Origin of the sequence: Paracoccus sp. pheM1, assembly GCF_018499825.1 — a bacterium.
In the GTDB taxonomy this organism is placed as follows: domain Bacteria; phylum Pseudomonadota; class Alphaproteobacteria; order Rhodobacterales; family Rhodobacteraceae; genus Paracoccus; species Paracoccus versutus.
The window spans coordinates 544,005-557,354 of sequence record NZ_JAGXCX010000001.1; the positions used below are offsets into that span (position 1 = coordinate 544,005).

The window sequence follows — 13,350 nt, forward strand, 5'->3', positions numbered from 1 at the left end:
ATGATCCCGCCCCGTTTCGACGTCACACCCGAACAGATCGACCGCGTCGTCGCCACCTTCTACGCCGCGGTGCGCCGGCACGAGGTGCTGGGCCCGGTCTTCGCCGCCCATGTCGCCGACTGGCCCGAGCATGAGGCCAAGATCGCCCGCTTCTGGCGCAATGCCATCCTTTACGAGCGCGGCTATGACGGCAATCCGATGCAGGTCCACATGCGCACGGGCGACGTGAAGGCGCAGCATTTCGCGCCCTGGCTGATGCTTTTCGACGAAACCCTGCGCCGCACCCTTCCGCTCGAGACGGCCAAAGCCTGGTCGGCGCTTGCGCATCGCATCGGCGCCGGGCTGCGCATGGGGGTCGAGGATCTGCGCGAACGCCGTCCCGGCCCCCCGGTCTTGCGCTAGGCCGCGCGCAGGTGTAAACAAAACGGGAACATCCGAAAGGGCTTCCCGATGAAGATCGACTATCTCGAATTCAGCTCGCCCGACCTGCCGGCCACGAAAGCCTTCTTCGGCCAAGCCTTCGGCTGGCGCTTCAACGACTACGGTCCCGACTACCAGGAACTCGCCGATGCCGGCCTTGCGGGCGGCATCGCCGCCGGTCCCCCGGCGCCGCCGCTGGTGATCCTGCGCACCGATGACCTCGAAGCCGCGCTGGCCCGCGTGACCGAGGCGGGGGCTGCGATCACCCGGCCGATCTTCGCATTCCCCGGCGGCCGCCGCTTCCAGTTCCGCGAGCCGGGCGGCACCGAGATGGCAATCTGGTCCGACCGCTGAGGCCGGTCACGTCCGCGGTGGCCGCGCCTTGTAGACCGGCAGCCGCCAGCCGAAGCCCAGGCCCCCGGCGCGCAGCAGCAGCACCACCGCCGCGCAGCCGATCAGCGCCCAGCCGCGCCCGGCACCCAGCGCCAGCAACAGCAGCGCCGCTACCGCCCCGCCAAAGGCGGCGGTGACGTAAAGCTCGCCCTGCTTCAGCACCAGGGGCACCTCATTCCCGACCACGTCGCGCATCAGCCCGCCGAAGGTGCCGGTCATCACCCCCATCAGCACGGTGACGACGGGGCTCACCCCCGCCTCCAGCGCCACGCCGACCCCGGCCGGCACCGCCACGGCCAGGGCAAAGGCATCCAGCCACAGGATGGCGTGGTAGCGGCTCTCCAGCCGATGCGCGGTAAAGAACACCATGATCGCCGCGCCGGCGGTCAGCAGCAGCAGCTCGGGCCGCCCGACCCAGAACACCGGCGCCCGGCCCAGGACCAGGTCGCGCAGGGTGCCGCCGCCGATCCCGGTCAGCGTGGCGAAGAAGATGAAGCCGACGACGTCCAGCTGCCCGCGGCTCGCCACCAGCGCGCCGGTCAGCGCAAAGACCAGCACGCTGGCATAATCCAGCAGCGGGACCAGCGCCTCGACGCTCATCCCGCGGCCCTGGCCGGCTTGAAGGGCGCCATGCCCGCCCGCGCCAGCGCATCGGCGCGCTCGTTCTCGGGATGGCCGGCATGGCCCTTGATCCATTCCCAGCGCACCTTGTGGCGCGCCTGCGCCGCGTCAAGCCGCTGCCACAGCTCGGCATTCTTCACCGGCTTGCGGTCGGCGGTGCGCCAGCCGTTCTTCTTCCAGCCGTGGATCCATTGCGTGACGCCGTTCTTCACATAGGCGCTGTCGGTGGTCACGGTGATCTCGCTCGGCCGGGTCAGCGCCTCCAAGGCCGAGATCGCCGCCATCAGCTCCATGCGGTTGTTGGTGGTCTCTGCCTCGCCGCCCGACAGCTCGCGCTCCTTCAGCACCGTCTCGCCTTCCATGGCCCGCATCAGCACCCCCCAGCCGCCGGGGCCGGGATTGCCGCTGCAGGCGCCGTCGGTCCAGGCGAACAGCGCGCTCATGCCTCCAGTCCCTTGTAGCCGGGCAGGGCGGCGATGCGGCCAAGCCAGCGCCCGATGCCGGGGAACCGCGCCATGTCGAACCCGCCCAGGCTGCCGGCCGTGTGGGTATAGCCGTAAAGGCAGATATCGGCGAGGCTGACGGCATCGCCCACCAGCCAGTCATGCCCGGCCAGCCGGTCCTCCATCACCTGGAGCAGCGCATGGCCGCGCTCCAGCAATTCGGCCATGTGCTCGGGCGTCGCCTGCGCGCGGCGCTGCGGATAGACCTGCAAGGCCGCGCGCACGGCGATCACGCCCTCGTGCTGGTTCTGCTCCCAGAACATCCAGCCCAGCATGGCGGCGCGCTCGAAGGCGTCCTGCGGCACGAAGCGCGTGCCCTCGCCCAGCCAGCACAGGATCGCGTTCGATTCCGGCAACAGCCGCCCGTCGTCCAGCTCCAGCACCGGCGCCTTGCCAAAGGGCAGCCGCCCCGTCGCCTTGGCCGCCGCCAGCGCCTCGGTCAGATATTCGACATCCACGATCTCGCAATCGCGCCCCAGCAGCGCCAGGGCCAGCCGAACCTTGTAACTGTTGCCGGATGACGGCATCGACCAGAGCTTCATCCCGACCCTTTCTTCGTTCCCAAAATACTCCGGGGGAGGCCCGCAGGGCCGGGGGCAGCGCCCCCCGCGACGGCACCGCCCGGCAAGCCCGGCTCAGGCCTCGCGCAAGACCCGCGGCACCTTGAACTCGACATTCTCGCGCGCCGTCTCGACCATCTCGACCGTCACGTCGTAGCGTTCGCGAAAGGCCGCGACCACCTCGTCCACCAGCACCTCGGGGGCCGAGGCGCCGGCGGTCACGCCCACCGCCCGCGCGCCTTCGATGGCGCGCCAGTCGATCTGGTCGGCGCGCATCACCAGCTGGGAATAGGCGCAGCCGGCGGCGCTGCCCACCTCGACCAGCCGGCGCGAGTTGGAACTGTTCGGCGCCCCGATCACCAGAAGCGCGTCGATCTGCCCGGCGATGGCCTTGACCGAGGCCTGCCGGTTGGTCGTCGCATAGCAGATGTCCTCCTTGGCCGGCCCCCTGATGCCGGGAAACCGGGCCTGCAAGGCGGCCACGATGGCGGCGGTGTCGTCGACCGACAGCGTGGTCTGGGTGATGAAGGCCAGCCGCTTGGGATCGCGCGGCTCGATCCCGGCCACGTCCTCGACCGTCTCGACCAGCAGAACCTCGCCCTCGGGCAATTGCCCCATGGTGCCCAGCACCTCGGGGTGGCCGGCATGGCCGATCATCACCATCTGCAGGCCCTCGGCGTGGTGGCGCTCGGCCTCGACATGGACCTTGCTGACCAGGGGGCAGGTGGCGTCGACGAAGACCATCTCGCGCCGCCGCGCCTCGGCCGGCACCGCCTTGGGCACGCCATGGGCGGAAAAGATCACCGGCCGGTCGTCGGGGCACTCGTCCAGCTCCTCGACGAAGACCGCGCCCTTGTCGCGCAGGCTGTCGACGACGAACTTGTTATGCACGATCTCGTGGCGCACATAGACCGGCGCGCCCCATTTCTGCAGCGCCATCTCGACGATCTTGATGGCGCGGTCCACGCCGGCGCAAAAGCCGCGCGGCGCGGCCAGGTAAAGGATCAGGGGCGGTTTCTTGTCCATGGGCTTCACCTAACCCCGGCAGGGGCGCCTCGCAAGGGATCAGGCGCCCTCGAAGCTGGTCAGGGCATGGACCTCGTGGCCCAGCCCCTCCAGCAGCGCCCGCCCGCCCAGCTCGGGCAGCTCGATCACGAAGGCGCAGCCCACGACCTCGGCCCCCAGCCGCTCGCAAAGCGAGATCCCGGCCGCGGCGGTGCCGCCGGTGGCCAGCAGGTCGTCCACGATCAGCACCCGTTCGCCGGGGCGAAGCGCGTCGTCATGGATCTCCATCACCGCCTCGCCATATTCCAGCGCATAGGCCTGGCTGATGACGGCGCCGGGCAGCTTGCCCTTCTTGCGGATCGGCACGAAGCCCACGGAAAGCTGATGCGCCACCGCGCCGCCCAGGATGAAGCCGCGCGCCTCGAGCCCGACCACCTTGTCGATGGCCTCGCCGGCATAGGCGGCCAGAATCTGGTCCACCGCCATGCGAAAGCCGCGCGCATCGGCAAAGAGCGTGGTCACGTCGCGAAACAGGATGCCCTCATGCGGGAAATCGACGATGGTGCGGATATAGTCGCGCACCGTCCGGGTGTCGCGGCGACGCTTTTCGGGCCGGTTCTCCATCAGGGGCGCTCCATCTCGAAGGTCTGGGTGGTGATGGTGTAGTCCTTGTAGCCCATGCGCGACAGCCAGCCGGTGGCGCGCAGGTCGAAGCGGCCGTCCTTCAGGCAATCCTCGCGCAGGTGGATGCCGGTGACGACGCCCAGCACCATGTAGTTCGCCTCGCCCGCCAGCCGCAGGATGCGGGTCGCGCGGCATTCCAGCGCCGCGGCGGCGCCGGCCACGCGCGGGCAGTCGATGCTGTGGCATTCGGCGGGCTCTATGCCGGCGGCCTGGAATTCGTTCACCCCGGCGGGCAGGGCGGCGGAACTGGCGTTGACCTGGTCCTTCAGCGGCCCGTCGGCGATGTTGACGCAGAAGACGCGCGACTCGGCGATCTGGGCCACGCTGTCCTTGGTGCCGTTCCGGTCCGGCTTGGCCGCGGTCGAGGCGAACATGACCTGCGGCGGCACATAGGCGGTCAGGTTGAAGAAGGAATAGGGCGCCAGGTTGTCGCCCTGCCGCCCGCGGGTCGAGATCCAGCCGATCGGCCGCGGCGCGACGATGGCGTTCAGCGGATTGTGCGGCAGCCCGTGGCCGTCCTGGGGTCGGTAGAACATGGCGTGCCTCGCTGGTCGCTCAGTGATGCGGGGCCCAGAAGTGACCCCATGCGCGCGGCGCGTCAAGCGTTCTTGCCGCCTTGCCCGCCCGCCCCCGCCCGCCCTTGCGACAGTCCGGCGAATTTTGCCGCCCCGGTCCCGCAGGCGGTTTTCGCGGCCGCGCCTGCATGTTACGCGGTCCCTGCGCCGCGCCCAGACCACCCGAATCCCGACCCCAGCACCGGAGGCAGGATGTACGAACTTTGCCCCGAAACCCCCGCCGACGCGCCCGAGGTCGAGGCGCTTCTGGACCTGTGCTTTGCGCCGGGGCGCACGGCGCTGTCTTCCTATCGGCTGCGCGAGGGGGTGGCGCCGGTCGGGCCGCTGTGCCTGATGCTGCGCGACGATTTCGGCGCGCTGATGGGCGCGATCCGCTATTGGCCGGTGCGCGTGGCCGGGCGGCCGGTGCTGCTGCTGGGCCCGGTCGCCGTGCATCCGACGACGCAGGGCGAGGGGCTGGGCGCGCTTCTGATGCGCGAAAGCCTGACCCGCGCGGCCGAGATGGGCTGGCAGCGGGTGATGCTGGTCGGCGATCTGCCCTATTATCAACGCTTTGACTTCTGGAAGCTCGAAGATGTCGAGATGCCGCCGCCCACCAACCCCGACCGCGTGCTGGGGCTGGAGCTGGTGCCCGGCGCCTGGGCGGGCGTCACCGGCCTGGTCGAGCGCGAGACCGGCGAATCCGCGCCCGGCCAGCGCGAGATGCGCCGCGAGGGCTGCGCCCAGGTCGCGCCGCCCGATCACTCGGCATAGAGGAAATCCTGCGGGTGATTGGCCAGGCTGCCGGTCAGCGCGGCATAAAGGATGGTGCGGCCGTCGATGGTCTCGGGCCCGCCGGCCATGCCGAGCCAGGTCAGCAGCTCCGCCCCCTCGCCATCGCGCACCGAAAGCACGCCATAGGCCGTGCCGCCGGCGGGCGCGTAAAGCACCGCGAACTGGTTTTCGCCGCAGTCGTGCTGCTTGCAGGCGGTCATGGCCAGGTATTCCTGCCCGCCGAAGGCGACCTTCTGGCTGGGCGAGATCACCGCGCCCTCGCGCAGCCATTCGGGCATCTGGTGGCCCTCGGCCATCTTCTCGACCGCCGCGGTCAGGCCCTGGTCCTTGCCCAGATCGGCCAGCGTCAGCCCCATCTCGGGCGCCGCGGCCTGGGCGGTCGCCTGCTCTGCCGGCTGCTCGGCCGTCGCTTGCGTGCCCGTGTCTTGCGTTCCCGTCTCCTGCGCCCCGCTCTCCTGCGCCAGGGCAGCCGGCCCCAGCATCAATGCGGCGGTCAGGGTCACGGCCGGGATCGTGCGGCGGATGTTCATGGCGGTCTTCCTTGTCCTTGTTCTTGCGTCGTTCTTGCGTCCCGTTCTTCCGGCGGCGGGCTGCCGATTCGCCACAGGAACCCGCGGCACGGGTTGCGGGTTCCTTTGCCAGTGCCCAGTTCTAGCACAGCCATGACATCGTAGGGTATCCACAGGATGACCGAACAAAGCCAGATCCCCGTCCGCCAAACCGTCCTGCCGCCGATCGACGACCCGACCGTGCATGCGGCGATCGACCGGCTGGCGCGGCGCTATCTCCAGGCGGGCGGCGTGGCGATGGAGCTGTTGACCGCCATCGGCGGCAAGGCCGAGGGGTTGCTGGAACGCCTTCCGGCCCCGGTGCGCGGGCGCATGGACCGGCTTACGCTGGCGGCGCTGAACCGCGCCTTCGACGCCGCCTCGCGGTCGCGCGGGGTGCTGCGGGACCGGGGCGACCTGTTCAACCGCCTGCTCTCGACCACCTCGGGCGCGGTGGGCGGGCTGGCCGGGATCGGCGGCGCGGCGCTGGAACTGCCGGTGACGGTGACGCTGCTCTTGCGTGCGATCATGGACATCGCCGCCGAGCACGGCTTCGACCCGGTCTCGGACGAGGCCCGGCGCGAGGCGCTGCATGTCTTTGCCTCGGCCGGGCCGCTTTCGGATGACGACGGCACCGACCTGGGGCTGCTGGCCGCGCGGATGACCATCACCGGCCAGACCGTGCAGGCGCTGATCGCGCGGGTGGCGCCGCGGCTGTCCGCCTCGCTGGCGCAGAAGCTGGCGGCGCAGGCCGTGCCGGTGCTGGGCGCGCTTGCCGGGGCCTCGATCAACTACAGCTTCACCCGCTACTACCAGGAACTGGCGCGGGTGCATTTCGGCCTGCTGCGGCTGTCGCAGGAAACCGGCATCCCGCGCGAGGCGCTGGCCGAGGCGCTGGAGCTGCGCATGATCCAGCTGCGCCCGAACACGGCGGCGCGCAAGCTGTCGCGGCGCGCCTAGGCCTCGGGCTCGGCGGCCAGTTCCAGCACGGCCGCCGGCGCCTCAAGGTGCTCGATGCCCAGCGGTGCCGAGGGCCGGGCGAGGCGCGATTTCACCACCCAATGCAGCCGCTCCTGCGCGCGGGTGATGGCGACATAGGCCAGCCGCTTCCACAGCGCGATGCCGGCTTCCGAGCGGCCCGACCAGGCGGCGGCGGCGATGTCGGGGGCAAAGACCTGCACGTCGGGCCATTGGCTGCCCTGCGCCTTGTGGATCGTCACCGCCGCGCCATGCAGGAAGGTCGCGCCCATGCGGGCGGCAAAGGGGATGAAGGGCTCCTCGACATCCGGGATCTCGATCTTGACGATGCTGGCGGCGGAAAGCCGCGGCTCCTCGGCGCCCACGACATGCAGGCGCGAGAAGCCGGGCTTGCGCCCCGGTCCCAGATAGACCACCTGCGCCCCCTTGATCAGCCCGCGCGCCTCCAGGTCGATGCGCTTCTTGCGGTGCTTCAAGGGCAGTTCCAGCCCGTCGCAGATCAGGGGCTCGCCCGGCAGCAGCGCATCGCCCGGCGCGCCATAGGCCGAGCGAAAGGCCTGGATCAGCTTGATGCGGGTGATGTTGCGCCAGACCAGGACCGGGCTTTGCGCCATCAGGTCGGATTCGACCCGCTCGGCCCAGGTCACGCGCGGATCGCGGGCGGCGGCCTCGCGGATCATGCGCTCGAAGGCGTCGAACTCCAGCCTGGGATCGGCCAGCGCATGGGCCAGGTCCAGGATCGGGCTGTCGCCCTCCTGCCGGTGGATGCGGCTCAGCATCAGCCGCTGCGAGGCCGCGAGCCGATCGAAGACCATCTCGCCCGATTGCCCGACCGGGGCCAGCTGCGCCGGATCGCCGAACAGGATCAGAAGGGGAAAGATCTCGCGCAGGTCTTCGAACTGGCGCTCGTCCAGCATCGAGGCCTCGTCGACCAGCCCGATGTCCAGCCCGTCCTCGCGCCGCTTCCAGCCGCGGATGAAGTCCGAGCCGCGCAGGCCGGCCGCGGCCAGGGCGCCGGGGATCGAGGCATGCTGGTCGTAGAAGGCCTTGGCCCGGTCCAGCGCCGCCTCGGTCAGCCCCTCCATCAACCCTTCGACGGAAGGGCGCTCGCCCACGCCGGTCAGCCAGTCGGCGATGCGCTCGTATTCCGGGTCGTAGACCGGGGTATAGAGGATGCGGTGGATGGTGGTCGCCGGCACGCCGCGCATGCGCAGCACGAAGGCCGCCTTGTTGGTGGGGGCCAGGATGGCGACGGTGCGGCGGTCCTTGCGCTTCTTGCCCTCGTAGTCGCCCGAGACGACATCGACCCCGGCCGCCTTCAGTGCCTTGGTCAGCTCGGCAAGCAGCAGGGTCTTGCCCGAGCCGGCCTTGCCGATCACCGCCATGACCCGGCCCTTGCCGGGCTTCGGCGGCGCGATCTCTTCCGAGACGAGGTCGATGCCGGACTCCTCGAGCGCGGCGGCAAGCGCATCCCAGGCTTCGGCCTGATCGGGGGAAAGGGCGGGCAGGGTCATGCGCCCTTGTTAGCCCGCGGCGCGAGGGGCGGAAAGGCCGATCCGGTGGCGCCGCCGCGATTTGGGTATTTGTGCAACGAAGAAGAAGAAGCCGGGTGCGGCCCCGATCTTCTCTGTTCTCCAAATACCCATGCGGCGCGCGCGCGTTCGTCATGCGCAGGGGTCTTTCGGGGCGCAGGCGGGCGGGCTTATCCGTGGCTTGCCGCGATCAGCGCGGCGACGCCCAGCACGATCAGCGCCATGCCCGCCATCTGCCGCCCCGAGATGCCTTCGCGGAACAGCCGGCCCGAGACGAGCTGCGCCATCACCACCTCGACCAGGGCCAGCGTGCGGACATTGGCAGCCGCGGTCAGCGCGAAGCCCAGGAACCAGAAGAGCGAGGCCAGCGCCCCCAGGGCGCCCGCGCCCAGCGAGCCGCGCCAGTGCCGGGCGATGCCCGCCAGCGCCCTGCGGTCGGCGGCGCCCAGCCAGGCCAGCATGATCGCGCTTTGCAGCGCCAGGCTGAGCAGCAGGACGGTCGCGGCCCGCACCGGCTCGGCGCCGAAGGGCAGGGCGAGGATCGCGCCGCGAAAGCCGATGGCCGAGAGGCCGAAGAGCGCCCCGGCCGCGATGCCCAGGCCGCCCGCGCGCCAGCCGCCGCGCCGCCAGTCGGCCCCCGACATCAGCACCACGCCCAGCGTGGCCGTGGCGATCGCCGCCATGCGCGCCGGGCCCAGCGGCTCGGCCAGCAGCAGGGCGCCGATCAGCGCCAGCGTCACCGGCTCGGTCTTGATCAGCGCGGTGGTGACGCCGAAGCCGCGGCTTTCCATCGTCAGCAGCATCAGCGCGGTGGCGGCGATCTGCGAACCCGCCCCCAGCGCCGCCCAGCCCAGCACCGCCGCATCGGGCATGGGCACTGGCACCAGCACCGCCATGCCGGCCAGGACCAGCGCGGCAAAGGGCAGGCCGAAGAGAAAGCGCACCGCGGTCGCGCCCATGGTGCCGAGTTCCGCGGTCAGCCGCCGCTGCGCCGCGTTGCGCCCGGTCTGGGCCGCGGCGGCGAGCAGCGTGGCGAGGATCCAGCTCAAGCCCCGGCCTCGCCCATCAGCCCCGGATCGCCTCCAGCATCCGCGTGACGTTCTCGGGGTCGGCCTCGGGGGTGATGCCGTGGCCGAGGTTGAAGATATGCGGCCCCTGCGAGAAGGCCCGCACGATCCGGCGCGTCTCGGCCACCAGGGCGTCGCCGCCCGTCACCAGCAGGCGCGGGTCCAGGTTGCCCTGCACGCAGCCGTCCTTCTGCACCTCGGCCGCCGCCCAGTCGGCGCTGACCGAATTGTCCAGCGCCACGCAATCGGCGCCGGTGGCGCGGGCAAAGCCCGCATAGCGCGGCCCGGCCTCGCGCGGGAAGGCGATGACCGGGATGCCGGGATGGCGCGATTTCAGCGCGGCGATGATCCGGCGCGCGGGCTCGACCGCGAAATCGTCGAAGTCCCGGCCCTTGAGCGAGCCGGCCCAGCTGTCGAAGAGCTTGACCACCTCGGCCCCGGCCACGATCTGGGCCGAGAGATAGTCGATGGTCGCCTCGGTGATGCGGTCGATCAGCGCGGTGAAGGCGGCGCGGTCCACGGCCTTGAAGGCATGTGCCGGGGCCTGGTCGGGGGTGCCGCGGCCGGCGACCATGTAGGTCGCGACGGTCCAGGGCGCGCCGGCAAAGCCGATCAGCGTGGTCTCGCGCGGCAGTTCGCGCGCGAGGATGCGCACGGTTTCATAGACCGGCGCCAGCGTGTCGTGGATCGCCCCGGTCGGCTTCAGCGCCGCGACCCCGGCGGCGGTGGTGACGGTGGAAAGCCGCGGCCCCTCGCCGGTCACGAACCACAGGTCGAGCCCCAGCGCCTGCGGCAAAAGCAGGATGTCGGCAAAGAGAATCGCCGCGTCGAAACCATAGCGGCGGATCGGTTGCAGCGTGACCTCGGCCGCCAGGTCGGGGGTGTAGCACAGCGACAAAAAGTCGCCGGCCTGGGCGCGGGTGGCGCGGTATTCCGGCAGGTAGCGGCCGGCCTGGCGCATCATCCAGACGGGCGGAACGGGCAAACGCTCGCCCTTGAGCGCGCGCAGGATGGTTTTTTCGGACATAATTCACCTCTCGCCCCCTTCATGGCGCGCGCGTCCCCGTTGTCAAGGCCGAGGGGGGGCGCTAAGCCCTGTGCCATGACCCAGATGCCCGACCCCCAGAACCCCATCCGCATCGGCACCCGTGGCTCGGCCCTGGCGCTGGCGCAGGCGCATGAAACCCGCGACCGGCTGATGGCCGCGCATGGCCTTGCGGCCGACGCCTTTCAGATCGTGGTGATCAAGACCACCGGCGACCGCGTGCTGGACCGCCCGCTGAAGGAGATCGGCGGCAAGGGCCTGTTCACCCGCGAGATCGAGGATGCGCTGCTGGCGCAGCAGATCGACATCGCCGTGCATTCCATGAAGGACATGCCGACGCTGCAACCCGACGGGCTGGTGATCGACTGCTACCTGCCGCGCGAGGATGTGCGCGACGCCTTCGTCAGCGCGCAGTTCGCGGCGATTTCCGAGCTTCCCCAAGGGGCTGTCGTCGGTTCCTCAAGCCTGCGGCGGCGGGCGCAGCTGGCGGCGCGGCGGCCCGACCTGAAGCTGGTGGAGTTTCGAGGAAACGTGCAGACCCGCCTGAAAAAGCTTGAGGAAGGTGTCGCGGTGGCGACTTTCCTGGCCATGGCGGGGCTGACGCGGCTGGGGATGCTGCATGTGGCGCGCGGCGCGGTCGCCCCCGACGAGATGCTGCCTGCCGTGGCGCAGGGCTGCATCGGCGTCGAGCGGCGCAGTGATGACGCGCGCATCGCCGCGATGCTGGGCGCGATCTCGGACCGCGACAGCGCGCTGCGGGTGACGGCCGAGCGCGCCTTCCTGGCGCGGCTGGACGGTTCCTGCCAGACGCCCATCGCCGGGCTGGCGGAACTCGATGGCGACCGGCTGCGGCTGCGCGGCGAGATCCTGCGCCCCGACGGCAGCGAGGTGATCGCCGGCGAGCGCATCGGGCCGGCCGCGGACGGCGCGGCCATGGGCACCGACCTGGCCGAGGAATTGCGCGGTCGCGCGCCTGCCGATTTCTTCGACTGGAGCTAAAGCGCCAGGGCCAGCGCCAGGCCCAGCCCCAGCAGCGCCATCGCCCGGCGATACAGCGCCAGCCCGCGCAGCAGATCCGCCGCGCCGGGGTCGCGGGCGCCCGCGTTCAGCCAGGGTTCGAGGCTTTCCACGCCGTGATAGCGGCGCGGGCCCGACAGGCGCACGTCCAGCGCGCCGGCCATGGCACCCTCGGGCCAGCCGGCATTGGGCGAGCGGTGGCGGCGCGCGTCGCGGCGCATCACCCGCCAGGCCCGCCGCGACCCCGCCGCCGCGACAAAGAGCAGCCCGGTCAGGCGCGAGGCGGGCAGGTTCACCAGGTCGTCCAGCCGCGCCGCCACCCGCCCGAACAGCGCGTGACGCGGGCTCATGTGGCCGATCATCGAATCGAGCGTGTTGATCGCCTTGTAGGCGGCGATCCCCGGCAGCCCGGCCACCGCCGCCCAGAACAGGGGCGCGACCACGCCGTCCGAGGCGTTCTCGGCCAGGCTTTCCAGCGCGGCGCGGGCGATGGGCTCGGGCCGGTCGTCGAGGTCGCGGCCGACGATCATCGCCACCGCCGCCCTGGCCGCCGGAACATCCTCGGCAGCCAGGGGGCGGGCCACGGCGGCGACGTGATCGTGCAGCGAACGGGTGGCGACCAGCGGCCAGGCCAGCACGCCCAGGACAACCGGGCCGAAGGGCAGCCCCGCCAGGGCCCAGGTCAGCAGCAGCGCCGGGATCACCGCCGCGCCCAGCGTCACCGCCACCGCCAGCGCACCGCGGGCGATGCGGTGCCGGCCGCGGTTCCAGCGCGCATCCAGCGCCGAGATCAGCCGGCCGATCCAGACCACCGGATGCGAGATGCGGCGATAGAGCGCATCGGGCCAGCCGATCAGCGCATCGACCAGCAGGGCGGTCAGGGCGATGGTCAAGGTCTCGGGCGTCATGGCGCGACCCGGTTGACGGCCTCGACGGCCCAGCCGGCCGGGCTGCGCGACAGGATGGTCAGCGACAGCGGCGCCACCGAGAATGACAGCGCCGCCGGGCCGACCGCCAGGGCCAGCGCAGCGCGCACCGTGCCGGCATGGGCGACGATGGCCACCGTGTCGCGGGCCTGCTCCAGCAGCGGCTGCACCCGCGCCGCCATGTCGAGGAAGCTTTCGCCCCCCGGCGGGCGCTGGCAGGCCAGCGCCTCGGGCGGCAGCGGGCCCAGGTCGGGGATCATGGCGCCGGGTTCCTCCCAGGCGCCGAAATCCTGCTCCCACAGGCCGGGATGCCATTCGGGGGCCAGGTCCAGCGCCGCGCAGGTCTGCCGGCAGCGCAGGGCAGGGCTGGACCAATGCTTGCCCGCGCCGCGCAAGGCCGCACGCGCCCAGTCGAGCGCGGCGCGGTCGCTGCAATCCGCCGCCACATCGCGCCGCCCGGCCAGCCCCGGCCCGGCCAGCGGCGCATGACGCAGGATCAGCAGCCGTGCGGCGGTATCGAAAGGCGGGCTCATCGGGCATCCTTGCGGCTGGGCGCGGCAGGAATGGCGCGGGGACGCGGGCTTGTCAACGAAGCCCCGGCCGGCGCAGGATCGGCGGCAAGAAGAGGTGCCGCGACAGCAGGCTTGACGCCGGCCCGGTTCCGGCGGCATAAACCAGTTAAATGAACACTCGTTCAATAAA

At 71.3% G+C, this 13,350-nt stretch carries 17 protein-coding genes; 5 read left to right on the plus strand and 12 right to left on the minus strand.

Annotated features, from left to right (window positions below; all coding sequences use genetic code 11):
• Complete coding sequence (locus KF941_RS02750) at positions 1 to 402, plus strand: group III truncated hemoglobin (RefSeq protein WP_036758087.1); 402 nt, start codon at positions 1 to 3, stop codon at positions 400 to 402.
• 48 nt (positions 403 to 450) lie between these two features.
• Positions 451 to 774 (plus strand): VOC family protein, encoded by a 324-nt coding sequence (locus tag KF941_RS02755; protein WP_072462015.1) that lies wholly within the window; start codon positions 451 to 453, stop codon positions 772 to 774.
• A gap of 6 nt (positions 775 to 780) precedes the next feature.
• Here the strand turns inward: KF941_RS02755 and KF941_RS02760 are convergent, their stop codons facing one another.
• The 6 genes from KF941_RS02760 to KF941_RS02785 all read right to left on the minus strand — a co-directional run bounded on the left by KF941_RS02760 (position 781) and on the right by KF941_RS02785 (position 4,722).
• Positions 781 to 1,413 carry a trimeric intracellular cation channel family protein gene (locus KF941_RS02760; RefSeq protein WP_214272483.1) on the minus strand — a complete coding sequence of 211 codons (633 nt, stop codon included), beginning with the start codon at positions 1,411 to 1,413 and terminating at the stop codon, positions 781 to 783.
• Positions 1,410 to 1,877, minus strand: a complete 468-nt coding sequence (rnhA, locus tag KF941_RS02765; protein WP_072462013.1) for a ribonuclease HI — start codon at positions 1,875 to 1,877, stop codon at positions 1,410 to 1,412. Before rnhA ends, KF941_RS02760 begins: the two co-directional genes overlap by 4 nt.
• On the minus strand, positions 1,874 to 2,479 hold the full coding sequence (locus tag KF941_RS02770) for a glutathione S-transferase family protein (RefSeq protein WP_214272484.1): 606 nt from the start codon (positions 2,477 to 2,479) through the stop codon (positions 1,874 to 1,876). Before KF941_RS02770 ends, rnhA begins: the two co-directional genes overlap by 4 nt.
• Positions 2,480 to 2,572: 93 nt before the next feature.
• Positions 2,573 to 3,523: a 4-hydroxy-3-methylbut-2-enyl diphosphate reductase gene (gene ispH / locus KF941_RS02775; protein WP_214272485.1), complete on the minus strand. Its 951-nt coding sequence runs from the start codon at positions 3,521 to 3,523 to the stop codon at positions 2,573 to 2,575.
• Between the two features lie 39 nt (positions 3,524 to 3,562).
• A complete protein-coding gene (locus KF941_RS02780; protein WP_214272486.1) occupies positions 3,563 to 4,126 on the minus strand; it encodes an adenine phosphoribosyltransferase in 564 nt (187 codons plus the stop codon).
• A complete protein-coding gene (locus tag KF941_RS02785; RefSeq protein WP_214272487.1) occupies positions 4,126 to 4,722 on the minus strand; it encodes a flavin reductase family protein in 597 nt (198 codons plus the stop codon). Before KF941_RS02785 ends, KF941_RS02780 begins: the two co-directional genes overlap by 1 nt.
• Before the next feature lie 231 nt (positions 4,723 to 4,953).
• On the opposite strand from KF941_RS02785, the gene KF941_RS02790 reads away from it, so the two are divergent.
• A complete protein-coding gene (locus tag KF941_RS02790) occupies positions 4,954 to 5,514 on the plus strand; it encodes an N-acetyltransferase (protein ID WP_214272488.1) in 561 nt (186 codons plus the stop codon).
• Here the strand turns inward: KF941_RS02790 and KF941_RS02795 are convergent.
• Complete coding sequence (locus KF941_RS02795; protein WP_214272489.1) at positions 5,502 to 6,065, minus strand: Ivy family c-type lysozyme inhibitor; 564 nt, start codon at positions 6,063 to 6,065, stop codon at positions 5,502 to 5,504. The two genes, KF941_RS02790 and KF941_RS02795, sit on opposite strands and share 13 nt — an antisense overlap.
• 156 nt (positions 6,066 to 6,221) lie before the next feature.
• On the opposite strand from KF941_RS02795, the gene KF941_RS02800 reads away from it, so the two are divergent.
• Positions 6,222 to 7,043, plus strand: coding sequence for an EcsC family protein (locus tag KF941_RS02800; RefSeq protein WP_114536686.1), 822 nt, complete (start codon positions 6,222 to 6,224; stop codon positions 7,041 to 7,043).
• Here the strand turns inward: KF941_RS02800 and KF941_RS02805 are convergent.
• From KF941_RS02805 to hemE, 3 genes are all read right to left on the minus strand, one after another.
• Complete coding sequence (locus KF941_RS02805; RefSeq protein ID WP_036759760.1) at positions 7,040 to 8,575, minus strand: AAA family ATPase; 1,536 nt, start codon at positions 8,573 to 8,575, stop codon at positions 7,040 to 7,042. The two genes, KF941_RS02800 and KF941_RS02805, sit on opposite strands and share 4 nt — an antisense overlap.
• 188 nt (positions 8,576 to 8,763) lie before the next feature.
• On the minus strand, positions 8,764 to 9,642 hold the full coding sequence (locus KF941_RS02810) for an EamA family transporter (RefSeq protein WP_214272490.1): 879 nt from the start codon (positions 9,640 to 9,642) through the stop codon (positions 8,764 to 8,766).
• A 16-nt stretch (positions 9,643 to 9,658) separates the two neighbouring features.
• The gene (gene hemE, locus KF941_RS02815) at positions 9,659 to 10,687 is read right to left on the minus strand and encodes a uroporphyrinogen decarboxylase (RefSeq protein WP_214272491.1); all 1,029 of its coding nucleotides are present in this window, start codon (positions 10,685 to 10,687) and stop codon (positions 9,659 to 9,661) included.
• Positions 10,688 to 10,762: 75 nt separating this feature from the next.
• Between hemE and hemC the strand changes: the two genes are divergently transcribed.
• On the plus strand, positions 10,763 to 11,704 hold the full coding sequence (gene hemC / locus KF941_RS02820) for a hydroxymethylbilane synthase (RefSeq protein ID WP_208021314.1): 942 nt from the start codon (positions 10,763 to 10,765) through the stop codon (positions 11,702 to 11,704).
• Here hemC and cbiB read toward each other — a convergent pair.
• Both cbiB and KF941_RS02830 read right to left on the minus strand, forming a co-directional pair.
• Positions 11,701 to 12,630: an adenosylcobinamide-phosphate synthase CbiB gene (cbiB, locus tag KF941_RS02825; protein WP_214272492.1), complete on the minus strand. Its 930-nt coding sequence runs from the start codon at positions 12,628 to 12,630 to the stop codon at positions 11,701 to 11,703. The genes hemC and cbiB overlap by 4 nt on opposite strands.
• Positions 12,627 to 13,181 (minus strand): histidine phosphatase family protein, encoded by a 555-nt coding sequence (locus KF941_RS02830; protein ID WP_214272493.1) that lies wholly within the window; start codon positions 13,179 to 13,181, stop codon positions 12,627 to 12,629. Before KF941_RS02830 ends, cbiB begins: the two co-directional genes overlap by 4 nt.
• Positions 13,182 to 13,350 lie beyond the last annotated feature (169 nt).

Excerpts from the sequence above, each read along its gene's own strand:
- KF941_RS02750 (WP_036758087.1), top strand. The coding sequence starts at position 1 with ATGATCCCGCCCCGTTTCGACGTCACACCCGAACAGATCGACCGCGTC.
- KF941_RS02755 (WP_072462015.1), top strand. The coding sequence starts at position 451 with ATGAAGATCGACTATCTCGAATTCAGCTCGCCCGACCTGCCGGCCACG.
- KF941_RS02760 (WP_214272483.1), bottom strand. The coding sequence starts at position 1,413 with ATGAGCGTCGAGGCGCTGGTCCCGCTGCTGGATTATGCCAGCGTGCTG.
- rnhA (WP_072462013.1), bottom strand. The coding sequence starts at position 1,877 with ATGAGCGCGCTGTTCGCCTGGACCGACGGCGCCTGCAGCGGCAATCCC.
- KF941_RS02770 (WP_214272484.1), bottom strand. The coding sequence starts at position 2,479 with ATGAAGCTCTGGTCGATGCCGTCATCCGGCAACAGTTACAAGGTTCGG.
- ispH (WP_214272485.1), bottom strand. The coding sequence starts at position 3,523 with ATGGACAAGAAACCGCCCCTGATCCTTTACCTGGCCGCGCCGCGCGGC.
- KF941_RS02780 (WP_214272486.1), bottom strand. The coding sequence starts at position 4,126 with ATGGAGAACCGGCCCGAAAAGCGTCGCCGCGACACCCGGACGGTGCGC.
- KF941_RS02785 (WP_214272487.1), bottom strand. The coding sequence starts at position 4,722 with ATGTTCTACCGACCCCAGGACGGCCACGGGCTGCCGCACAATCCGCTG.
- KF941_RS02790 (WP_214272488.1), top strand. The coding sequence starts at position 4,954 with ATGTACGAACTTTGCCCCGAAACCCCCGCCGACGCGCCCGAGGTCGAG.
- KF941_RS02795 (WP_214272489.1), bottom strand. The coding sequence starts at position 6,065 with ATGAACATCCGCCGCACGATCCCGGCCGTGACCCTGACCGCCGCATTG.
- KF941_RS02800 (WP_114536686.1), top strand. The coding sequence starts at position 6,222 with ATGACCGAACAAAGCCAGATCCCCGTCCGCCAAACCGTCCTGCCGCCG.
- KF941_RS02805 (WP_036759760.1), bottom strand. The coding sequence starts at position 8,575 with ATGACCCTGCCCGCCCTTTCCCCCGATCAGGCCGAAGCCTGGGATGCG.
- hemE (WP_214272491.1), bottom strand. The coding sequence starts at position 10,687 with ATGTCCGAAAAAACCATCCTGCGCGCGCTCAAGGGCGAGCGTTTGCCC.
- hemC (WP_208021314.1), top strand. The coding sequence starts at position 10,763 with ATGACCCAGATGCCCGACCCCCAGAACCCCATCCGCATCGGCACCCGT.
- cbiB (WP_214272492.1), bottom strand. The coding sequence starts at position 12,630 with ATGACGCCCGAGACCTTGACCATCGCCCTGACCGCCCTGCTGGTCGAT.
- KF941_RS02830 (WP_214272493.1), bottom strand. The coding sequence starts at position 13,181 with ATGAGCCCGCCTTTCGATACCGCCGCACGGCTGCTGATCCTGCGTCAT.